Source organism: Ensifer sesbaniae, assembly GCF_013283665.1.
In the GTDB taxonomy this organism is placed as follows: Bacteria; Pseudomonadota; Alphaproteobacteria; order Rhizobiales; family Rhizobiaceae; genus Ensifer; species Ensifer sesbaniae.
On the sequence record NZ_JABEKU010000004.1, the window covers coordinates 96,141 to 117,980 of the forward strand.

Genomic DNA, 21,840 nt, shown 5'->3' on the forward strand with positions numbered 1-21,840 from the left:
TTGTAGACCCCGTGGCGCCTGAACTACCTTTGCTACTATTGGACCCAACTTTACTTGACATATTGCTTTCCTTTCTTCAATTGTGCCGTCATCAACGACACGCCAGTTCCTGACGAGGACCATCTATCCAGCATCAGGTATCCTCTTCTGTCTCTGCCATAGCTTCCTCGGCATCAGCCATGACATCGTTCATGATAGTTAACGCTACGGCGTTGAGAGCCAGCTGAAAGGCTTCTTGTTGAGATGCAGCCTGCGAGCCGTCGCCAGAATTGGGCGGAATGTCGGTCCGATCGTGCCCCCTTTCGGACCTCTTGGGGTCTGGCTGCGTGTTAGGATCGGCCGGCTTTTTATGATCAGGTACGTGCGACTGTTGTCGGTTCGAACGTTCATGACCCCCTGTACGGGCCAAGAAAGCACCGAAGCTGCCAAAACTTCCATTTACTGCGACCATCAGGTACTCCGGCGTTTATCTTTATTTGTCAATGGGCGGCGATGCCGTCTTCTGCATCCACCTCCTCAAGCTAAAGTCGTCACCTTTCGACAAGCTGACGAGCTTTAGAAAAAACTTGCGCTGTGATAGATCATGGCTGCGGGCGATCTGACGCCTCCTGTTGAAGCAGATTTCTATCTAACGTCACGTTCTCGCCGAAGTGTGGTGAGGGCGTGCGCTTCTACTGCAGACACCGGATCAAATGTCGTGATCTTTGAAAGCTTGAGAAATGGCCGGCTTCATCGGAATATGAGGGCGAGCGGCAGCCTCGGTGAATTGGTAGGAATTTCCCGAAGTCGCCGCATGCCGAACGCATCACTGCTGAATCCACGTATGACATCGACAAGCGCGTTGTCGGCTAGGTGCTATATTCTCCCGACACCGACCACCACGTTGCATAGAGCGGCGCCTGAGATTGAAAGTGCCACCATAGACTTTGCAGCCGTTCCTCCTTGTCGCGTCCGTGCTCCGCTTCGGTCTTCTTGGTCGCCATCGGCGGACCAGCAGCTCACAGGCGTGCTCAGCATGCTCGGCCCCAGCATTGTCTCGCCGCGCAGTCCCTGACAGGCTGGCTGAAGCGCGACGGCGAACATTGCTGTCGTTGGACGCGCTGTGCGTTAGGGAGAGTTTCCGCTGCTTACGCCGCCGGCGGCGTGTCCTCACCCAATATGGTCTTCCTCCTGCTTCGTTAACCTGTGCCGGATCAGACGGGGAGCTGCGGGATCTGAGACCCCCGCAACCTGGTGGCCGCGCTTGTTGCGGATACGCAGGAAGAAGCCCTGCGCGGGAAGTGGCCTTCGGACCAGCTCAGTCGATGTACCGCTCGCTACTGGACTGGTTTTCTTGCGCTGGTGCTGTGAACGAAACACCTGGTAGCCTGGTAGATCTTGGCTCACTCGACTGCTCTTAGCTCGGCGCGACTGGCGCGCCAGCGGCTGCTTCGTTCAATCCTGTCGCGAAGACCAGGGTTTGGCAAATTCGACTGGCTTGGCATGCTGTTTCCAGCATGCGTATCAATACCTCGTCAGTCGGCTTTGCAGCGCCTGCCGATCGGCGATGAGGGTGTCGAGGTGCAGTGGCTCGTGGGCTGGCCGCTCCCCGTGCACCAATCTCTTGACTAACGCCCGCGTGCCGTCCACCACAAAGACGCCGCAATCGTAGTCGTTCGGCTGTGCGGCCATGCGGGCTGGCGCCAAGGTGGCGTCCAGCCGTTCTGCCAGCTGTGTTGCGGCCTCATCGTTGTATCTTCTTTGCTGGAGGGAGTCGTAATGATAGGCGACCTGCCGCTCCGGATTGCGGCGATCGACGAGCAGCAGCGACCAATGGGTGCCGCGGCCATCAAGAGTGCCATTGTTCACCGGAAGGAACAGGAAGTCGGCCGGGGCGGCGTTTCGATTATAGATCGACTGCAGCATGCCTCGCGCGTGTTGCAGCTCCATGTGGCGCAGCAGATGAGATACCGACGGATCCACCAGCCTTACGCTGGCGGCAAGCGTTGGATCGATCCCCTGCAGCTGCTGCTCGAGGAAATCGTAATCCCTCTGAATATGGGCATCGCTTAGCCACTCGGTGGTCCCGAGCACCGACGCCTCCGGGCGTTTCGAAGCTGGCGCATCGGACCTCCCGATCCGAGCATCGAAGGTGGGGGGCGTCGGCGTCGGCGCAGAATGAATATCGTCGCGCAATGCGGTACCTGGGGGGGTGCGGTCTGCGTTGGCCGCGCACAGGTACGCGTGGAGTGCCTTCAAGCATGGGTCTGCGTTCTTTCGATCGTTTCTGTGGGGTGGGACAAACCTGAGGTTGGCTTGTTGATAGAGCGGCCGGCGCTCGCTCATCAGCCGGGCGAGCTTCTGGTCCGGATCGGGGCCTTGCAGCAGGGGGCGTTTGGGGTCATTTCTTGTTCGCTTTCGGATTGCGTCCAGGTCGGTATCTAACCAGATCGAGAGCCCTTTGCTGCCGATGAGGTGTCGGGTCTGCTCATTCAAGACCGCGCCGCCGCCGGTCGCGATCACCCCTATCCCGGCCTCGAGCAACTTCGCGATCTCACCTGCCTCCAACCTCCTGAAATAATCCTCGCCGTGCTCCTTAAAAATCTCCGATATCGATTTGCCGATTTTCTGCTCGATTCTTCTGTCGGTATTAATGAAGGGCAGCCCCAACCGACCCGCGAGAACTGGGCCAATACTGGATTTGCCAGCGCCCGAGATTCCGACGAGCACGATCGGCCGCCCGCCGAGGGCAGCGACAATGTCCGTAGCCTCCGGTGGCCTGGCGATCTCCGACTTTCGTGCTTGTCCCGCAGCTCGCAATCCAGCTACTGCGACGCTACCCCTTACCATCGCTCCAGTGTGTTATGCTCAGCACGTCATCGGGTCTGCCAACGGCCTTGTAGTTTTCTATTACCTTCTGCTCGAGTTCCTCTGTCTTCTCAGGAGCATCGCGGCGCTTCAGCTGCTGCAGCTCTTTATAAGTATCGTGGTTGTCAACTTTGGCGCTGTAGCTGGCCGGGGTGTGGAATTCCATCTGGAAGCGGTAGCCTGCCGCTGTGGCAAGTACCGTGTGGATGCCGAGATAAGCGGGACGCTCGAACTTGAACCAGTTGGTCACCTCGATTTCGGTGTAATCCTGCTCCTCGAACGCCAGAATGGCTGCCTTGAAGGCACGTGTAAAATCCTTGTCAGGAATTTCGAAGACGTGGCGTACCGCACTGCTGATCAGCTGTTGGGTGCTGTCGGATGAAACGCTCGTTCCGGCGAGCTGCTCTCGTATGGAGCGTTCGGATCTCAGCCGGCGCTCCAAATGAGGCATTTTCACCTGGATGCCCATTTTTCTGAGGCTTGCAGCGACGTTGAGTGCCGCTGCGGTGATTTTGCCCTCTTCTTTCATTGCGCGGGCAACCTCACTTTTAGCGCGCTCTGAGGCCTCCTCGCGGGTCAGCGTAATCGTCTCATCGGAATTCGCTGCTGCGGGCGGTAAGCCCGAGGGCTCGCGCAAGATGCGCTCGTCCACGGCGAGACTGATCGAGGTTTGCATGACTGAAGCCGTTAGGGTGGGATTGTCTTCCAAGTCCTTCAAGGCTGCCCTGAAGTCAAAACTTCCATGGTTGAGAGACGCTGCCAGGCCCTTGACGTATGGCACGGACCTCAAGCCAGGCGTTGTATGCAGCAGCCGCTGAAGGTCCCGGCTCTTCTTCGAAAACAGCTGAGCGCCAGTATTGGATTTGTAGGCGTCGGTGCCGACCTTGATGCCGAGGCTCAGGAGGTTGTTTGCGCTTTGCACCAGGTCATCCGGATTGTAACCGTCCGGGCGAGGATCGATCCGCGCCGGATAGTTGTCGATCAAAGCCCGGATGCGGTCTGTTGGTTGAGAAGTTGCCGGATAGGCATCCGCCAAATCCGGGAGAAGATCTGAGACAGCTGCGCTGAGCGTCGTGCTTTCGGTGCCCTCCGCGTGTTCGACTGTCTCGGGCATTGGCTCCACCTCATGCCCCTCTGCCCATGCTTCAAGGTCGGCAACGAGCAACTCGGCCATTTCGCGAGCAACCGGATGTTGAGCGATCCCGATCTCGCGCCTCGCTCTCGCAAACAGGTTCTCGATATCCTGGCCGCTCACCTCTTCCCGGCCTAGCAACTGACCAATGTCGCGTCGGAGTTCATGGTGGACGCCCTCGTAGGTGCCAAAGATGGCTCGCTCCGCAAACCAGCGCCGTGCTTCATGAGACTGAGCCAGAAAGTTTCGCTGTAGACCGCTGTAAGCTTCCAGGACATCCTGGGTGGCAGCGAGAATCTGGCTGGCGCGACCAAACTGGTAGGTGTCGCCGTCAAGTGCTGGGGTATGCGATTTTGGCGGCTTAAGCGATGGAAGTCCGAGAGCTTGCTCCTTTTCATCGAATTCACGCACATGCTCATAAAGCTGCGGCCGGTCGCCGATGATGATGACGGTGTCGCCGTCGAAGTCGCCGTCAAGTTTTTTCTGTTCACCGGTCGGCACGGCGATCAACGAGCCCGGGGCAAACACCTCGGTGGCCTGCAGGACGCCGAGGCAGTCGAGTGCCGTATCCTCCTTGACGCGGTCCTTGCCCGTCGTCCACTGCGAATGGCACTTGACGTCCTCCGCAGACATCACCAGCGCACGATCGGCGTAGTTGGCCGGCCACATCTCGTCCGGCACGACGATCAGAATGCCTTTAGCAAAGAAAGTCGGATCGTCGGCCGCGAGTTCCTCGCCCGATTTCTGGGCGACATTAAAGCTGTATTGCATGGCCACACACGTGTCGAGGAACACTGCTGTCGGGTCCCCACCAGCGGCTGACCTGACCAGGTCGGTGGCGATTGGCCGCAGGTTCGGCTTATCGTACGGCGAGCGCCCGATCAGCACGCCGTTCGTCCCCGTCAAGGTCTCGCTTTTGAGCGTCGGCACATGGAGACATTCATCACCGGACGGTACCGCAACCGCGCCGGGACCGTCGATATGTCCGCTAGTCAGGGTTCGAAACAACTCCTCGGCCGCCAGTCGTTGCCCCTGTCGGCTATCGAGCCAAATCTTAGCTTTCTCTCGCACCTCATTTGCCACCATCTCGCTTCGCGGATAATGTTGCAGCGCCGTGGCAGGCAGGGACGATCTCCTTCCTTCACCAAACGCAGGCACCCGATCAGCACCTTCCTGCCCGCCGGCCAGGCGAACAGCCTTCATACGAGTGGCCAGCGAAGCCTTGATGAAGCCGCAGCCGTCATGCGGTCGCAACGCAATCGGGCCTTCCCGCCCAGTTAGCTTGAAGGGATGTTCACTGGCAGGGCGGTCCGGCAGCAACGACAGTTTGAATGCGCCTTCCAGCGCATAATCGTGAGGACCTAAGTCCTTGAGAGCCGGCGGCGCGGCAAGACCCCGGCGCTGAGTGTAATAATATGCCTCTTTGAAAGGTGCCCAGGCGCGCGACAGCTTCTCAAAGGAAGTGCCTGGTGCGGTTTCGGCATAGGGAATCGCCAGCAGCTTCCCGCCGGAAGGCTCTGGTTCCCCCCGACCTGGAACTTTGGCTGCGATCTGGGAAAGGGTTTTTCGCGGCGGCTTTAACTTGCTTCCGCCGAACAGATCCATGCGGTATGGCACGCCCTCGACGGTCAACGTGCGTGCCAGCATAAACGGGCTCGGCTTTCCTGGCAGTTGCACCGCAACCATCTTCACTGCCCCCGAGGTCAGGCGATGAAAGATCGAATAGCGCGTCTCGGGGTCCGTGGCCAGTTGCCGGCCCTGCATGTCGACTACCGGCAATCGCATCAATCCCGCCTCACCCTGCGGCGCTCTGGGTTCATGGTCCATGGCTCGCAGAACCTGATGGACGTCGAAGACGGACGCTGAATGTTGGGCTTGGACCGTCGCGGCATTCTGCGCCACGAACGTGTCGAGCGCATCGATCGGACGTTCAGCCTCGATTTGCGCGATCAAGTTCCAACTCATGCTGGAAAGGTCGCTTTCGATGAGCTCGCGCGTGCTGTCCAGGATTTCCTTGGTCTTGGACTGCAGCTCGTCGCGCCTCACACGCAAATCAGACTTGCTGCCCTCAACATACGGCCGCCGCAGCAATGTTGCCAGGTTCGCACGGGCCTTGAGCACTTGATAAATCGACAGCGCGGGACGGCGTGTCGAGTTCGGCCCGCGGTTCCGCTCGGCATCGCTTGCCCTGAGATGGGCCTCGATCTTGTGCTCCACGATAGGTTGGATATCATTCAGCAAGTTCAAAGCCTGCCTTCGGTGCCAACGCAGCTGCTTGCGCGGGCTGCGCGCCAGCGGCAGCAGAGCGGCGCAAATGTTTCCCATAATTTCGAGGTTGTTCTCAACGGCAAAGCCAGGGGCCTGATGCAATTGCCTCAGTCGATTTATTCCAGGGGCTGCGAGCAAGCTAAGATCGTCATGCAACTGGGCCTTGGCCAACGCCTTCAAGATGCTCGTGACGGCCACCGCGTCGGCCTCGCCGATGCGATCGCTCGCATAATGAAGATAATGAGCCAGTTTGTGTAGTCGATCTTTCAGCAGCGCGGCCTCTGCGATCTCTCCGGCGTCCTCTCTCCTCATAACCCCACGCGCCAAACTATTGGCGATACTGGAGAGCCCGTGCGTCGTAAAATGACGGTATGTTCGACCGGCCGGGCCAAGTCTGCGGGCGATCTCCAAAACCGCCTGACTGCATGCCTCCTCTTCCGCACACCTGTCGAAGCCGTTGAGCAGATTTGCCAGCTGCTGCGAGCTAAGACCAGAGAGCCGATCGGCGTCGCGAATCACCTCGCCGGCGATCACCGCGGTGGCCTGGCGTGATTTCTTCTCTTGCGGCCACTTGCTGAAGCCGTTCACCAGGTTCGAAAGGTGCTGCGATGTAAAATCAGGGAGCTGGTTAGCGCTGCGAATTACCTCGCCGGCGATCACCGCGGTGGCCTGGCGTGATTTCTCCTCTTGCGGCCACTTGCTGAAGCCGTTCACCAAGTTCGCAAGTGCCTGCGGATCGAATCCAGGCAGCAGGTCGCTGGGGCTGGCGCGACTGACCACCTCCGCAGCGATGGCAACGACGGCGTCGCCGCAGCCCGCCTCGTCAGGACACTTGCTGAAGCCGTTCACCAGGTTCGCCAGTGCCTGCGGACCAAACACAGGCAGCTGGTCGGCCCGGCCACCGACCTGACGCGCGACCGCAACGATGGCGCCGCGGCAGTCCTCGGGCCACTTGCTGAAGCCGTTTACCAGGTTCGCCAGATCTAGCTCATTGAATCCCGACAGCTCGCCGGCGGCGCGAGCCACCGCCCGCGCGATCGCGACGATAGCTCCGCGGCAGTCCTCGGGCCACTTGCTGAAGCCGTTCACCAGGTTCGCCAGATCCTGCCCAGTGAATCCCTGGAGGCGCCCGGGGCGGCTAACCACGGCACCTGCGACCGCAACTGTGGCTTGATAGGAGTTTTCCGATTGCGGCCACCTGCTGAAGCCGTTCACCAGGCTCGCCAGGTGGTGCGCATCAAACATAGGTAGCTGGTCGGCGCAGCGAAGCACCTCGCCAGCGACGATGTTGGTGGCGTGACCCAAATTCTCCTCCTGCGGCCATTTACTGAAGCCGTTCACTAGGTTCGCCAAATGCTGCCCATCAAAATCAGAAAGCCAGACCTCGCGGCGGCTTGCGCGGCGACAGACCTCACCGGCAATTGCGACGGAAGCGCGGGAGCACTCCGCCGCCTGCAATTTGCTGAAGCCGTTCACCAGGTTCGCCAAATGCTGCGGATCGAAATCAGAGAGCCCGACCTCGGGGCGGCTTGCGCGGTGACAGACCTCACTGGCAATTGCGACGGAAGCGCGGGAGCACTCCGCCGCCTGCAACTTGCTGAAGCCGTTCACCAGGTTCGCCAGATCCTGCCCAATGAAACCCGACAGCTCGGCGGCCGCGCGAGCCACCGCCCGCGCGATCGCGACGATAGCTCCGCGGCAGTCCTCGGGCCACTTGCTGAAGCCGTTCACCAGGTTCGCCAGATCCTGCGGATGAAACCCGGATAGATCGGCGTCTTTATCGGCGCGGCGACAGACCGCATCGGCTATGACGACGGTTGCTTGGCGTGAGTGTACCAGTTCCGGCGCTTTGCTGAAGCCGTTCACCAGGTTTGCCAGAGCCTGCGAATTGAACCCGGATAGATTGGCGTCTTTATTGGCGCGGTGACAGACCTCATCGGCGATTGCATTGATAGTGCCGCAACACTCCGCCTCTTTCGGCCACTTGCTCAAACCGTTCACAACGATAGCCAAGTTCTGCGGACCAAAATCAGACAGCCCGGCGGGGCGGCGGCGAATCTGGGCGGCAACTGCTATCGCGGCTTTACGAGCGTTCTCGTGTTCCGGCCATTTGCTAAAGCCGTTGACCAGCAGTCCCAGACTTTGACCGTTGAGCTCCGAAAGCGCTCCGCGTTGCTCATGAAAAACCTTGGCGATACTAATTATTCCATTGCGACATTCCGCTACTCGGGGATAGCGACTGAAAGACAATACGAACAGCGAAAGCGTTTTACTTTCAACGTCGTTCAGCGCGCTGCCGAGCCTCGACACCTGAGCTGCCATGGCGCTGCAAGCTTCCATGCCTGCCTGACCGCCAGTTTCCCGGCTGATCGCGTTGCAGGAGGTGGCGTACCCCCAGGTATTGCGGACTCGGACATCTTGCTCCCATCTTGGAATAAATTGACGAGTGAACTCGGAAGCGGCCCTTTGGAGGAATGTTGCATGATGTGCCTGGCCTTGCAGACTCTTGTCGTACTTCACCACAGCGCACGAGAATTCAGTGATGCCATGAGCGAAGGAAATCTCATGTAAAGCGTCATTGAGTTGTGCTTCGTTGTAGCTCTGTGCGGCAACATTGTCGAAACGCCGCCGTCTCGCTCCTGCCGCTGGCCTGGGCTCGCTTTGCTTCTGAGGTGGGAGCGTGTCTGGTTGCGAGCGACTCGGCTTTGGATCGCGGAGCCGCCAGTTCTCATGGAAACGCAAAGAGTTTCTTTCCCTGGCTGTTGCTTCGCCTTGCGGACCTTGGGTAGAATGATGCTGAGGCCCACTGGCTGCCCGTCGCGGAGCCGTGATGGCTCGGGAGGGACCGATGGATGAATCCGCGGATTTGTCGCCAAGGGCTTCGTCTGCCCCTAGCACAACGCGAGCATAGGACATTGTTCTATATTGGGAGCCAGCGAGCGTCCGCTGCAAGCCGACATCGGACGATTGGCTGCTCTGTCCAACGGCGTGACTTGATTGCGGGGGCGAGCTGCTTGATCCAGCATCCCCAATGCCCACAGTCTGGCTAACACTTGGGAGCGCGTCCGGTTGCGAGGTTCCGGGTCCTTGATCGCCGGGTTCGCCCACGGAGCTTTTTTCTCGAGCTCGCGCTCCATCAACCGACAATGAGGGAAGAACACGCCCCGCGGTAATGCTTGCAAGGGGCGCAGCGTCCGCAATTCCATGTGGACTAATGGAGGGGCCCGATGACCTGTTGCCAAGGGAGAGAAGCTCGGTTGCTTGCGCCGTATCGTTCTTGCCCGAAACGACTTGCGGTTCCGGTCGCCCGGTGGCCGAACTTCGGGCGCCAGCCGAGGGCTTGCGCCTGCTTTTCCCCTTCCCGCGGGTCGAAGTGCCTTCGGCCGTTGCAGTCCTCTCCGTCACAGCCCGGTCGGTAGTGTCGGTCGCAGTCACAGCGGCAGCCGGCCGTTCGCTGATGGATGATCTCGTTGGCTGCAGGTCCAAGAGGTGCAGGACTTGGTCCGCAGTGCCTCGCGCGCCTTCCGCTATCTGACCCAACAAGTCCAACGGGAGGTCGGCACCTGTTCGGTCGTCGCTCAGCCTGCCAAGCAAGTCGGGCAACGCCGATGCAAAATCCAAAAGCCTCTCCATGACGCCTTGCAGAACGGAGCAGTCTACCGAGTCGAGTGGGCGCCCTGCCTTGGTCTGAAGAGCACCGCGCGTCCGATGCACCGCCGGCAAAACTGAGGCGCTGAGGGCATCCAACAGAGGTACTCGCCCGTTCTCACCAATAAGCATTTCCCTCAGTGGCGCTTGAAAACTGCTCGCTCGTGACTCAATTAACAACCGCGCCAGCTCGATCCGCGATTGCAGAACCATGAACCTCGACATCAGTGTCGAGCCGGTATGCAGTCGCAATTTGGCCTCCTCAGCCTGCTGGATCTCGGCATTTGTATTTGGTAGGTTGGCAGTGACGGCATAGGCTAACTGGATGCGTTCCGCGCGCCATGTCTTCTTTTCCCAAAACTCCACGCAAGCTATATAGTGCCTTGCCACACTGGAAACCGCTTGGCTCAGCTGGGCGGGGCTGGGGTTGGATCGGAGGACCAAGGCGAGCACGGCGCGCGCCTTGTTACGAATCTCTAGCAATTGCATGCCGTCCTTGGCGAGTTCCATGCATTCCGATGCCGCATCGAGCACCAGATCCCGGGTTAGACGCGCCTGATCATTGGACAGAATGCTAGCGCTCCCTGGGGCCAGACTCGCGTGATATTCCAGAACTGTTGAGCCTGCATCGACGATTCGATCAAGCGCCTCTTGCTTCTCCTCCAGGGTAAGGCCTCGGTTGGCGGTTAGGCTAGCTTCAAGGCGGCTAGACTCAAATTCTGCAAGCAAGCCTTTCATCTGTTGATCTTCTGCCTCGATTTGTCCGGCGGTTATACAAAGCGGGACTGCCATGTCCGACTTCGACGGCTGGTCAGCGACTAGGACTGTGGCATCACCCTCCGGGACTGAGGGAAGACGGCGCCGCCGCACGGCGCCTGCTCTTGTCAGCGCGGTTGCTCGAACAACAGCGGCCAGCGCTCGCCGTGCGCCCGCGGAAGGGCCGGACGACCTCTCCCCAGGGTCTTCGTCGGCAGTGCGTGCGCAGAACGCACCTGTGCCTTGAGACCCAGAGTGCATCACCCCCAGGATGGAATCGAACTTTTGGCGGCCCTCCGCGAGGGGAGGGCCTGATTGCGAGCGCGAACTGCTTGATCCCGAAATATTGTCGGCCCCAGCATTCCTAATACGCGAGTTCCCAGGTGGGCCAATGACCGTCATATTCCATCTCCGATACGGCGAAAATGCCGTGCCTATCATTTTGCGGGCTGGTGTCGTTCAGCGCTCGTTGGCCAGGGTTTGGCTGACATGTGCAATCGCCCAGATGCACACGTAAATCTCATCGCCAATATCCCATCCCGCCTGAGCGGATTTAGGCCACAGGACGCTCTGGAAGTTGCACTGCCTGCGGCGCGGGTTCAACAGTTTCACCACGAGATCGATCGGAGTGACCGCCACGCACAGCCTGGCCGGGAAGCTGCCGAACTTTCCGGCGAATACGTTGAAGAAACATAGATGGAGGCCCGATGCGTCTCCTCCTAACGTTTCTGACATGGCTGCAGACTTCGGTGCGGCGCTCGCTAAAGCACTTGCAATGCTCAGGCGGTAGCTTGCTCCGCTTGAGTCTGCGCCGGTCGGGGCCGCCCGTGGTGCGCGTTGCCGTTTCGGTCGAGCCATTTCGCTCACCGCACATGACAATGGACACGGCACATAGCCATCGGCGGCCCGCCATCGCCGCTATCTCCACGAGCGTCCGATCACATAAAGTCATCCTCATAGGAGGCTGAACTTGGTTCAGTGTTCCCGCTATCCTTAGTTTTGCAGAGATACTGCTGCGGCTTGCCTACACGTTGCCATTCACCGGCACTGTTCTTCGTCCACTTGTCGGGATGCTGAGTAGGGTCAAGGACCATGTCGCCATCATCCACTTCAACAAACCCCATCGTCGCTGCGCGGGCTTGTGCTTCTGGATTAGCCGCACGCCAATTCAGTAACGGTCGTTCGCCGTCCCTCCGAAGTTGATGCTCCAGCAGAATATCGCCTGCATTCTCGACGAGCGGATGAGTTACCTGAAGATCCACTATAGAGGTGACCTCAGTCCGACCGGGAAATTGTTCCCGCCACCTTTCGGATTCGAACTCAGTCATGCTGAATCCGCCTTCTGTTCTCAGCAGTCCAACACAGTGGTCTCCCAGTTGGTAGCTGTAATATCGCGCGTGCTCCGAGTCTCGACGCACGCTGTATTGACTAGCAACGTCCGCAGTGCGTCTGGCGCGTGATGATATGAATTCCGAATACTCTTGTGGATTGTCTGCGATGCGCGTGATCTCAGCGCCGTGAAATTGCCTCGCCTCCCTCCGGAAAGTAGATCTGTCGATCTGCACCACCGGAGGGCTGGCTTGGAGGGTGTAAGCTTGCGTAGCCGCTGACGATGAGCCGCCGCTGGAAGCCGATGCGGTTATGTGCATCCGGGCAAACGTGGCCGCGAACTCTTGGCTTGCTGCATCCGTTTGCCGCCTCCCCCAACGCGTGTAGTGGATATCAGAAGAGTCACCAATTCGACCATACATGACGATTCGCTCCTGTGTTTTGCAGTGAGTTAGGTTGCTTGGTGGCAGCCCTAGATAGACGATTTGGCTGACTACTGGCTGACGAAGGCGTTGTCCGGATGCACGGTCATCCATCCGGCAGGGCTTCCGATTGACCCACATCGTCGAGCTTGATCCAATAGAGATGCCGAAAGCGATGTCGTGCAAACCGGTCAAGGTTTTGATAGCACTTCACCTGCAGCCAAGTCGGGCCGTTGTGATCAACTGCGATGACATCCCGTCCAAGAGCGCCGCGGCAAGCTGGGCGAAGGCGCGAAGGCCAGGATCTTGGGGCGACACTCGGCCAGCCTGTTCGTCTGCGCCCGCACGAGGAAGGCGGTACCAGGGTCCTACGTGGCGCAATAGAGCTCGTAGATGTCGCTGTCTCGATCTGCACGCGCGCGAGATTGACGAGCCGCTTGAGCGAGAGCGTTCCCTTGAATTTCGTTCGTATCCACAGCCAGCGATGGTGACGGCCAGACTGTAAGCATTCGCCGAGGGACGCAGGCTCGAGTTCTCTTGCGTGATCGGCGTTTCCATTTTGCGGCTATTGCGTCGACGTCGTCGCTGAGTTTCGCAACATGGACTTTGATGGGATGTGTGCGCGACGAGCATCCCACGGCTTTCGTCTGTTGATGGAGGAGGAAGCTTATCTCGCGGTCGCAATCAGCAAAGAAAAGGTAGGCTGTTCGTCGCGCTCACGGTGGAATCGTAGTGTGACCAATTCGCCGTGCCGTTCATGGTTGCTGTCGGCAAGGGCCACAGGGATTGCTCGGATCCCCACGGACCGCTGTCCTCTGGAGGGCACCGCTCGATCAGGTCGAGAAGGACCGGACCGTTGAAGCGCGCAACATTGGAAAAGCCTTTTTCGATCTTGACGCCATCCGCGGCTGTAGATACGGTTGCGCCTTTCAAGACTAGGATCGGCCCATCTCGCGCCGTATTGTTGCGAAACCATGCGGCCGGCCAAGGCGATGGTCGCATCTATACCACGCCTGCGGCAAAGAGTGCTTTGGCGACAGACTCGAAACATTGCGCAGGAACGGCCTCGCTCAGCTTCGTTGTGCTGATGAGCTGATGCGCAAGTGCATGATCATCGACAACATAGACACGTAGCGCCCGCGCTTCATTCAACAATTCTGAAGCAGCCTCGCCCGCGGCGCGACAAACCAAGACCGGTACCCCGCTCTCGCCACGAACGTAACGCAGACCAACGAGTATGCCCTTCCCCCTCACCACCAACGTGGCCCGGTGCACGCCAAGGGGAGGGTCGTGCGCGGACTCCTCGCGTAGGCGACGTCGTTCGCTCTTCAGCTCCGGCGTGCCTTCCTGTTCCTTGAGCTGGCGCGCCACTTCGCTCTTTGTCATGCGCATTTCTCGCAGAAACAAAGCACGCTGCAACAGCAGATCGATTAGTCCGCCGACCAAAAGTGCAGCGGCGCCAATCGCGCTCAGCAGCTTCACCAGCGTAAAAACGAGACCGATACAGCCGATGCCGCAGATAGGCAAATAGACCATCGTTTTCGAGGTTCCGAGAAGGAAGAGGAGAAAGCTCGTGCTCAGGACCATCACTTTAAACTGCGTCTTGCCGGCTTCCACAGCAGAACGCGCAGAGGCCATGCGCTTCAGCCCTTCAAACGGGTCAATTTTCTCGAGGTTGGGCTTGATCGGCTCCAGTGAGAAGACAAATCCACCATTGGCTATTAACCCGGCCAAAATCACCGCGGCGACGAGAGTTCCAAGCAGTGGTCCAACCGTCTCGAATGTGAGTTCGATCAGCAGGACCAGTGCCTGCCGGACCGCTAGATTGAAGGGCAGATTCTGCAGATTGTCGACCACTAATAGCGCTTCCTGGCATTTGTCTTGTATCACGCTCCCTCTCAGCCAAAGGTAGCCGAACCCAGCGCAAGTGGCGACCGCACGGACGAAATCGGAACTGTGCGCAATCTGCCCTTTTTTGCGCGCTTCGTTTAGCTTGTGCGGGGTGGCGGCGTGTGTCTTCTCTTCACTCGTGTCACTCATTTCAGCAGCTTGTCCATCCACTCAAGCGCGCCATTCGCTTGTGTGATCTCCAGGCTGATCCCCTCGATGAGATAGGCAGTGTAGGCAATCATAATAATCGGAAACCCGATATTCTTGATCATTGGTGACAGTTGGCTGGACTTGAACTGCGGCGCAAAGCGCCTCAATATCATCATTGATATGTCAACTAACAGAAGGAAGGACACTACGGGTCCAGAGACCAGCAAGGTCGTGAGCATTGTGTGATCCAGGAGCCTCAATAACTCCATAGCTGCTTGCGCGGTGAACGTGGGGCGAAATCGATACACAGGCCAGATCTGAAAGCTTCCATAGAGGGTACTGACCACACCTTCTAGGCCTCCCGACGCCACGAAGATCGTCAGTGCCGTGATCCCGAGAAAAATTCCCATAGCGGAAGCCTGACTGTTCGTTGTGGGGTCTGACGAAGCTGATGGGCTGCTGATGCCGCGTTGGTTGTCGATAAGCTCACCGGCGGCCTGAAGGCTCCATAACGGGATGCCAAGAAAAGTGCCAAGTAGCAAGCCGACAAAGATCTCCTTAACTCCCAGTAGTGTTACTTGAATCAGACGTGTCTCAGGATCCAGCGTCTGCAACCCGTGACTGACGGGTGCAAAACACGGGAGCGTGAAGGCTACAGCCAGGCAGCTGCGGATGAGCCCGCCTATTTGAGCCCGTGTAAATACAGGAAGAATCATCATGAGGCCCATTGCGCGGGCCGCGCCTATGCCGGCTGCGACGACGAGCTCAATAGCCTCATGGATCAGGGATTGAATTTCGGACGCAATCACGATCAAGGCTGATAGCTTGGGGTCATTGTGGGAAACTCCGCAAAGATCTGGTAGGCCAGCCTTAGAAGCGGCGCGCTCAGAACAGGGGCAAACAGGCTAATTACCGCCACAACGATCAAAAGCTTCACGGTGAGTGGCAAGCTTTCATCCTGGATTTGCGTTGCCGCCTGGATGATACCAACGACCAGGCCAACAATCACTGATGCAATGAGCGGTGGGAGAATCCAGATCATGAAAACCACCAACGACTGGTTCATAAAAGTAAAAATGCTGGACTGAGTAATGATCAACCTCCAGGTGTGGCGTAACTCAAAACAAGTCCGTGCATCAATCTCGACCAACCATCAATAGCGACAAATAGAAAGAGCTTGAACGGGACTGATATGACTGTCGGAGATACCATTGACATGCCCATCGCCATCAAGATCGTTGTTACGATAAGATCGATCACGATGAAGGGAAGATAGAGAAGAAAGCCTATTTCGAACGCACGCTTGAGTTCCGATATTAGAAAAGACGGTACAAGAACGGCAAAATCTTCCGGGGTGGTTCTGTCGCGCATCCCCTCTGGCCAAATTTTTTCCGTCGAAGATAGGAAAAAACGGCTCTGCTCTTCGTTTGTGAACTTCTTAAGGTAATCGTGCAGGGGTTCACGCCCTTCTTTGGCGGCGTTTACCCAGTCGTCCAACGTTTGGTAGCGGAGCTTTGGATCGGTGATCCGATCATAGGTCTGTTCGACTACAGGTGCGCTGATGAAAATTGTTAGGATGAGTGCCGCAGCGTAAAGTACGATGTTCGGTGGGATTGTCTGGGTCCCCAGCGCATTGCGGACGAGGAAGAGAACAACTGAGATTTTTATAAATGCCGTGGTTGTGACGACCGCTAAAACAAGCAGGCCGATTCCGGCTGTAATCGCGAGAAGCGACAGAATCGCTGGTTGAAGCTCAGTCATTGCATGCCAACCTGCCGCGCAGCCTAATGCCCAGTTCATCTCCGATCTGCACGATGTCGCCACGCCCGATACGCCGCCCGTTGGCCAATATGTCGACCGGACCATCGATCGGCCGACCAAGTTCGAAAACATGCCCTTCGCCCGCACTCCTCAATTCGCCTAGAGGCATAGCCCAGCGGCCGCATTCAAAGACAAGCACGATCTCGAGATCATCGAGATCGGCTTCTGAGGGATCCTGCTGTAATTCGGGTTGTGTCGTCATATGCACAGTCTCCAAGGGGGATGATAGTGGGCGGAAGGGCCCCCGCAGGATGAGGTCGTCGCCCTCAATATCTGCACAGGCCCATAGCTGGCCCGCGGATAGCGTGATCTGGCCGTGGCCGAACGGCGATATGTCTGGCAACAGAGCATCACCGACACATGCCTCGCGAAGAACCACTGCCGGAACGGAAAGCGTGCCGATTCTTCCTGCAACTGCAACCGGTAGCTCTGGGAAGTGCTCGCGCGGCTGTCGGGGCAATTGGCCAAGCAGTTCGCCTAAGGCGTGGAATGCAGGCGGGACCAAGCCATCAAGGGGAGAAAACAGGAATAGACGGCCCTTGCCATTGACTGAGCCGAAGGCGATATCAAGTTCCAGACAAGGAGCCTTTGTCAAAGCCTCACGCACCTTCAAGAGCTGCACATCCAGCTGCGTCTGATCCTCCAATCGAGCGACAAGCGGCTCAAGTGCAAGCTCGAGAATGAGCGAAGCAGTTGGGTCGGAAGGGAATGCAAGACCGCTCTGCACCGTCGCGATAAGCGCCTCAACAAGGCCTCGTGACAGCGATAAGACGATCGTTTCAGTTCCCAAGCGCCAAACACAGTCAAGCATCGGAATGGCAGAAGGTTTCTGCTGCCAAATAAGCCCTTGTATCCGCACCGACAGCGGCTTCTCGCTAATCCAGCTCTGAAACGGTCTGCGGAAAGCGGCAACATCATTGAGCCACGAGACGACCACGTGGGACAGTGTTAGCGCAGGTTCGAGTATAGCAGGTCTGACCACTGTGGTTACCAAAGCGACTCAAGGCTGGGGTATAGCGTTTCCAGAGAAGCTCCCTTCATCGGATCTGATCGCGCGACATCTGGGCGAGCGAAACCCTCCCATATCGAAGCGAAATCTCATCGTCGCCCTCTATCTCGCCTGCCGCCTCGGACTGTATTTCGACGGCGCGCCTGACTTCGTCCTCGATTTGTTGCCATTTGTGGCTTGCGGCCGAACGTCTGACCCACACGGTTCTCATCTCAGATAACACTGCCTCGGCCTCCTTTTGAGCGATGTGCGCATCGTCGAGCATCTGACGTTTCGAAGAGACCTCAGCGGCAAGCCGCTCAATTTGAAGGTGGTGATGGTCGAGTGCTGCGCTAGACCATTTGTCGAGGGACATCAGCTCCTCGTAGAGCGCCGCTTCGGCCCGTGCAAAATGTTGCTGTGCGTTTGCAAGCTCCTGGGAGGCATTCTGCAAGGCTAAGGTGGCCATATCGTGTTGGGCTTGCTTCTCGGACAGCTCCCTAAAGGCACTACGCTCTTGCATATCCTTCAGAAGCCGCAACCTCGAAGTGTGAACACGATTCACGCGGTCAGACGCGACATCCATGCGACCGTTTCCTCAAAATCCGACGCCTCGCCTTCGCTCTGACACAAAAATTCCCTCAGGTCGCCAATCGAAGCGACAGCTCGGTCAGTTAACGGATCGCCGCCCTGCTTGTACTCGCCGACTTTGATCAAAAACTCGGACTCGGCATAGCGCGAGAGGAGATCACGGAAAAAAGATGCTGCCTTGCGATGTGTCCCAGAAACGACCGCATCCATGACTCGGCTGCGACTCTGCAGCACATCAATAGCTGGGAAATGCGACCGCGCAGCGATAGCGCGTGAGAGGACGACATGGCCATCGAGAATGCCCCGCGATTCCTCCGCGATTGGATCGCCTGTGCCATCACCTTCGACAAGCACAGTATAAAAGGCCGTGATTGAGCCGTGCTCACCCATACCGGCACGTTCAAGGAGACCTGGCAGCATGGCAAACACGGAGGGAGGAAAGCCCCTCCGGGTCGGTGGCTCGCCCGCAGCGAGGCCAATTTCGCGCATGGCGCGGCAGAAGCGCGTCAGCGAGTCCAACATGAGGGCGACGCGTAGCCCTTGTTCGCGAAAGTACTCCGCGAGCGCGGTCGCCATAGGAGCACATTGCGCCCTCTCCACTGCCGAGCGGTCGGAGGTTTCAACCACAACGACCGTACGACGGAGGCCCGCCTCTCCAAGATGACGCTCGATGAACTCCCGAACCTCACGTCCACGCTCGCCTATGAGCGCGACTATGAAAACGTCGGCGGCGGCACCTTTTACGATCTGCGACAATAACGTCGACTTGCCACAGCCAGGCTCGCCATAAATCCCTATTCGCTGGCCCTCGCCGCATGTGAGGAGACCATCCAGAACACGAACCCCGAGCGGGAATGGGAGCTCAACCATGCGCCTGTTCATTGGGTTGGGCGCCCTGCCGTGCAGCGGTCGAGTTTCGACGGTTTTGATTTCACCCTTGCCGTCAAGTGGGCGGCAACGGCTGTCAATCACACGGCCAAGCAAATCGGGCCCGACTGGCACTTCACGCATTCGTCCAGTGGACACGACTTCTGAGCGGCTGGACAGGCCTACCAGGTCACCGATCGGCGTGAGCAACACGCCATTGTCCGAAAAGCCGATCACCTCGGCTTCGAGCGACAGGCCGGTTCGCGTATCGTGCAGAAGACAAAGTTCCCCAATCCGAGTATCTGGCAAGACGGCATGGACCAGTGTACCGATAGCCCGCGTGATCCGGCCGCGCACGACACGCGTGTCGATCTGCTTTGCTGTGGACCTCAAAGATGAGATCGCAGAAACGAGACTCCGCTTGCCGGCGAGATTTTTATGCTGTGATAGCGGCGTGATTACAGTTCTCCTTCTTCAGAATACGGCCTGAAGCCGAGGCGTAGCGCGCGCATCTGTGCATCAAGTCCAAGATCTACATTGCCGTACTCGCTCCACAGCACGCATTGTTGGGGCGATAAAGTCGGATCTGGATCGATCCGCACCCTCGGCCGACCTTCCCGCCCATCGCATGGAGCAAATTCGCGCGCGAGCATATCGACTTGCGCGGGACACACGTGGAGGCAAACTTCCGCGCCGGTATATTTGCGCTCAATCTCGTGGCGAACAGCTTTCACCAACAGCTCGCCCGGATCGAAAGCGCCCAGAAGATCGTTTAGTATCTCTATCACCAGCTGCGGCAATTCCTGCTCGAGGACCGCCTTTCGTCGCGCCACATCGGAGGCTGCCTGCGCAATTATCCTAGCCATTTCCTCGGCCCCTGCATTCAAGCCCTCGGCATGGCCGAGCGCCCGCTCACGCTCGTAGGCCTCGCGTGCCCAGCTCCGAACCCGCTGTTGATACCGTTGTGCTGCGTCACGCGCTTTTGCGGCGTTATGCCAGATTTCAAGCTCACTCGCCGCGATTAGTGGCCCAACCGGGCGCATTTGCGGCGCGACGAGCTTGGCGGAAAAATCTCCTGTCATTTCGTCGAGTTCTCCGTATCAAGATGGGCGAGGACAAGCGCAAACAATTGCCCCGAGGCCTTACTGTGTTCGGGCAAAGGATTCTCCGCAGCGGTCCCGACCGGCAATCGAAGAAGCACACGGCTACGCTCAAGCGCGGAACTGTCATTGAGCCAAGCTCCAAGACAGGCATGTCCATCGTGTTCGATTTGCTGCGCGAGCCTGTTCGGATCAGCGATCAAGCTGGTTGCGATCGCCTGCGCCAGATGCCGAATTCCGAACGCGTGGGCATCAGCGCCGATATGTTCAATAAGCGCAGTCAGGTGGGGCCTCGAGACAAGCTTCAACAGCGAACGGGCATGCCAGATACTGCCGGCAAGGATAGCAGTCCGACGCGGATCATGTCCGCGGAGCAGATCTGGCCCAAGGCCGGTTCCGTCCGAATGCAATTCATTATCAAACAGCAACTCCGCCAGTCTTGGCTGCAGCCTGGTACGCTTCTGCAACTGTTCCAACGTCGCAGCGGACAACGCCGGGTCAAGACGAGCGGCAAGACGAGTCGGGTGAGCCATAGCAGCAAGGTCGTTTAGCCACACGGAATTCAGTTGGAGGGGCCGATGGAGTCCGGCAGCCTGTATCGGTATCGACATTGGGATTATTACCTATGCGCTGATCTTTTTGCGAATGGCCTCGACAGCGGAAGCCCCGGAGGAACCTTCGACCTTGGATAGTTGGCCCGATGATTGCTTGCGCCGACGCATTAGACCACCGACTAATTGATAGCACGCCGCTGCGAATGCAGCTGCGGCAACACCCATCACGATTGGCAGAAGTGGCGGTGGAAAAGAGCTGGATGTTTGGGCTGAAACAGTCGCCGGAGCGCGCCGGTACTCAGGTCCGGACGGTTCCACTGGCACCAAAACCACCTCCACCTTTTCGTAGGACAGGCCCTCGATGCTGTCGGCGACCAACATCTTTATCTTCGGCAGGAGAACTGGGAGGTTCGCTTTGGCGTCGTGCCGTATAAAGACCGAGGACGAGGATGGCGTGCCATCCGAACCTAACAGATCGTTATTCGGCAGAACGACATGAACACGTACTGACAAGACGCCGTCGATGTCGCTGATAGTACGCGACAACTCTTCGCTTAGGGCATAGATGTAACGAGCACGCTCCTCGGTCGGCGAGGCGATCAGGCCTGATCCGCTGAAAATATCCCCAAGGTTTTTGAACGACTGGCGGGGTAGCCCCTTGGCATTCAAGAGGTTGATTGACAACGCAAGCAGCTTTTCGTCGACCTGGATCGTGCTGGTCCCATCCTTGGCGGCAACCCGGACCGCATCAACCCCGTTGTCGATTAGAAGCGAGAGCATCTCATTCGCCTCGCGCTCCTGCAGTTGCGTATACAGATCGGTCTTGCAACCACTCAAGGCGAAGAGAAGTGGCAGAACGACCAAACGAAGCGAACCAAGACCCGACGGGCGGCTATGCCGGATTTCGCCAAGTGCTAAGCCAATCATACGAGCGGTTCATCCTTGTTTTATTAGCGTGTTCACAGATGAGGTGATGCCGCTGACACCTTTAGAGATTAGAGAAACTTTAGTGACGCCGCTGTAGAGATCCCGTAGATTAGACATCGTCGACTCGAAATCGGGTCCCGTCGACGTTGCCGCTACCGCACCTTCAACAGGGAGCTTCTGTGCCGGCCGGGTTGGAGCGCTTTTTGCAAGGCCTACCTGATGGTCAAGCCCGGCAGAACCAACTGTCTGCTCGCGGTACATGGAAGAAAGCGTTTGGAGCACGCGGTCGCCGCGCGAGCTTGGCGGTGGAGTCGCGCGTTGGACATCCAGCTGCGGAGGAACTGGCGCCGCCGTAGCTGGCGAGAACCCGGTATCATTCCTCGTAGAGGCGGCCGCCTGCGCTAGTGCGCGCTCAAACTGAGCCTGCTCTCCCAATGACGGTGAAGCAACCTTGGGAACAAAGTCGACCAGACTGGCAGAGATTGAGTTAACAGGCATCATAATGCAAGGACTCGATTGCTTTTCTGTTTCGCGTGGATTGAGTCTAGCC

Annotated in this window: 16 protein-coding genes; 1 reads left to right on the plus strand and 15 read right to left on the minus strand. The window is 58.2% G+C overall.

Annotation, left to right across the window (positions count from 1 at the left end):
- Positions 1 to 133: 133 nt before the first annotated feature.
- From BHMPCIPO_RS31555 to sctL, 13 genes are all read right to left on the minus strand, one after another.
- Positions 134 to 451 (minus strand): nodulation protein NopC, encoded by a 318-nt coding sequence (locus BHMPCIPO_RS31555; RefSeq protein WP_173520727.1) that lies wholly within the window; start codon positions 449 to 451, stop codon positions 134 to 136.
- Positions 452 to 1,503: 1,052 nt separating this feature from the next.
- Positions 1,504 to 2,709: a shikimate kinase gene (locus tag BHMPCIPO_RS33740; RefSeq protein WP_312033086.1), complete on the minus strand. Its 1,206-nt coding sequence runs from the start codon at positions 2,707 to 2,709 to the stop codon at positions 1,504 to 1,506.
- Between the two features lie 106 nt (positions 2,710 to 2,815).
- Positions 2,816 to 8,569, minus strand: coding sequence for a XopAD/skwp family type III secretion system effector (xopAD, locus tag BHMPCIPO_RS31565; protein WP_312033087.1), 5,754 nt, complete (start codon positions 8,567 to 8,569; stop codon positions 2,816 to 2,818).
- 2,541 nt (positions 8,570 to 11,110) lie between these two features.
- Positions 11,111 to 11,386, minus strand: coding sequence for a hypothetical protein (locus BHMPCIPO_RS31570; protein WP_173520728.1), 276 nt, complete (start codon positions 11,384 to 11,386; stop codon positions 11,111 to 11,113).
- Positions 11,387 to 11,589: 203 nt separating this feature from the next.
- Positions 11,590 to 12,543, minus strand: a complete 954-nt coding sequence (locus BHMPCIPO_RS34025; protein WP_512698619.1) for an Effector protein NopP — start codon at positions 12,541 to 12,543, stop codon at positions 11,590 to 11,592.
- An 861-nt stretch (positions 12,544 to 13,404) separates the two neighbouring features.
- Positions 13,405 to 14,442: an EscU/YscU/HrcU family type III secretion system export apparatus switch protein gene (locus tag BHMPCIPO_RS31580; RefSeq protein WP_173520729.1), complete on the minus strand. Its 1,038-nt coding sequence runs from the start codon at positions 14,440 to 14,442 to the stop codon at positions 13,405 to 13,407.
- Complete coding sequence (gene sctT, locus BHMPCIPO_RS31585) at positions 14,439 to 15,257, minus strand: type III secretion system export apparatus subunit SctT (RefSeq protein ID WP_173520730.1); 819 nt, start codon at positions 15,255 to 15,257, stop codon at positions 14,439 to 14,441. Before sctT ends, BHMPCIPO_RS31580 begins: the two co-directional genes overlap by 4 nt.
- Positions 15,254 to 15,508 carry an EscS/YscS/HrcS family type III secretion system export apparatus protein gene (locus BHMPCIPO_RS31590; protein WP_083265289.1) on the minus strand — a complete coding sequence of 85 codons (255 nt, stop codon included), beginning with the start codon at positions 15,506 to 15,508 and terminating at the stop codon, positions 15,254 to 15,256. The genes sctT and BHMPCIPO_RS31590 overlap by 4 nt, the downstream gene beginning before the upstream one ends.
- 29 nt (positions 15,509 to 15,537) lie before the next feature.
- Entirely contained in the window at positions 15,538 to 16,203 is a 666-nt protein-coding gene (gene sctR, locus BHMPCIPO_RS31595; protein ID WP_173520731.1) for a type III secretion system export apparatus subunit SctR, read from the minus strand.
- Positions 16,196 to 17,257 (minus strand): type III secretion system cytoplasmic ring protein SctQ, encoded by a 1,062-nt coding sequence (gene sctQ / locus BHMPCIPO_RS31600; protein ID WP_173520732.1) that lies wholly within the window; start codon positions 17,255 to 17,257, stop codon positions 16,196 to 16,198. The genes sctR and sctQ overlap by 8 nt, the downstream gene beginning before the upstream one ends.
- 43 nt (positions 17,258 to 17,300) lie before the next feature.
- The gene (locus tag BHMPCIPO_RS31605; protein ID WP_173520733.1) at positions 17,301 to 17,837 is read right to left on the minus strand and encodes a hypothetical protein; all 537 of its coding nucleotides are present in this window, start codon (positions 17,835 to 17,837) and stop codon (positions 17,301 to 17,303) included.
- Entirely contained in the window at positions 17,813 to 19,168 is a 1,356-nt protein-coding gene (gene sctN / locus BHMPCIPO_RS31610) for a type III secretion system ATPase SctN (protein ID WP_173520839.1), read from the minus strand. The genes BHMPCIPO_RS31605 and sctN overlap by 25 nt, the downstream gene beginning before the upstream one ends.
- The gene (sctL, locus tag BHMPCIPO_RS31615; protein ID WP_173520734.1) at positions 19,168 to 19,791 is read right to left on the minus strand and encodes a type III secretion system stator protein SctL; all 624 of its coding nucleotides are present in this window, start codon (positions 19,789 to 19,791) and stop codon (positions 19,168 to 19,170) included. The genes sctN and sctL overlap by 1 nt, the downstream gene beginning before the upstream one ends.
- 23 nt (positions 19,792 to 19,814) lie before the next feature.
- Between sctL and BHMPCIPO_RS33570 the strand changes: the two genes are divergently transcribed.
- A complete protein-coding gene (locus tag BHMPCIPO_RS33570) occupies positions 19,815 to 20,360 on the plus strand; it encodes a hypothetical protein (protein ID WP_282439118.1) in 546 nt (181 codons plus the stop codon).
- A 72-nt stretch (positions 20,361 to 20,432) separates the two neighbouring features.
- Here BHMPCIPO_RS33570 and sctJ read toward each other — a convergent pair whose 3' ends face one another.
- The gene (gene sctJ / locus BHMPCIPO_RS31625; protein ID WP_173520736.1) at positions 20,433 to 21,290 is read right to left on the minus strand and encodes a type III secretion system inner membrane ring lipoprotein SctJ; all 858 of its coding nucleotides are present in this window, start codon (positions 21,288 to 21,290) and stop codon (positions 20,433 to 20,435) included.
- 9 nt (positions 21,291 to 21,299) lie between these two features.
- Entirely contained in the window at positions 21,300 to 21,791 is a 492-nt protein-coding gene (locus BHMPCIPO_RS31630; protein ID WP_210266758.1) for a nodulation protein NolB, read from the minus strand.
- Positions 21,792 to 21,840 lie beyond the last annotated feature (49 nt).

Coding starts and splice junctions, on each gene's coding strand:
- BHMPCIPO_RS33570 (WP_282439118.1), top strand. CDS start 19,815: ATGGGCGAGGACAAGCGCAAACAATTGCCCCGAGGCCTTACTGTGTTC.
- BHMPCIPO_RS34025 (WP_512698619.1), bottom strand. CDS start 12,543: ATGTGGGTCAATCGGAAGCCCTGCCGGATGGATGACCGTGCATCCGGA.
- sctR (WP_173520731.1), bottom strand. CDS start 16,203: ATGACTGAGCTTCAACCAGCGATTCTGTCGCTTCTCGCGATTACAGCC.
- BHMPCIPO_RS31555 (WP_173520727.1), bottom strand. CDS start 451: ATGGTCGCAGTAAATGGAAGTTTTGGCAGCTTCGGTGCTTTCTTGGCC.
- BHMPCIPO_RS31570 (WP_173520728.1), bottom strand. CDS start 11,386: ATGTCAGAAACGTTAGGAGGAGACGCATCGGGCCTCCATCTATGTTTC.
- BHMPCIPO_RS31605 (WP_173520733.1), bottom strand. CDS start 17,837: ATGGATGTCGCGTCTGACCGCGTGAATCGTGTTCACACTTCGAGGTTG.
- BHMPCIPO_RS31590 (WP_083265289.1), bottom strand. CDS start 15,508: ATGAACCAGTCGTTGGTGGTTTTCATGATCTGGATTCTCCCACCGCTC.
- xopAD (WP_312033087.1), bottom strand. CDS start 8,569: ATGGCAGCTCAGGTGTCGAGGCTCGGCAGCGCGCTGAACGACGTTGAA.
- BHMPCIPO_RS31630 (WP_210266758.1), bottom strand. CDS start 21,791: ATGATGCCTGTTAACTCAATCTCTGCCAGTCTGGTCGACTTTGTTCCC.
- sctJ (WP_173520736.1), bottom strand. CDS start 21,290: ATGATTGGCTTAGCACTTGGCGAAATCCGGCATAGCCGCCCGTCGGGT.
- sctL (WP_173520734.1), bottom strand. CDS start 19,791: ATGACAGGAGATTTTTCCGCCAAGCTCGTCGCGCCGCAAATGCGCCCG.
- BHMPCIPO_RS31580 (WP_173520729.1), bottom strand. CDS start 14,442: ATGAGTGACACGAGTGAAGAGAAGACACACGCCGCCACCCCGCACAAG.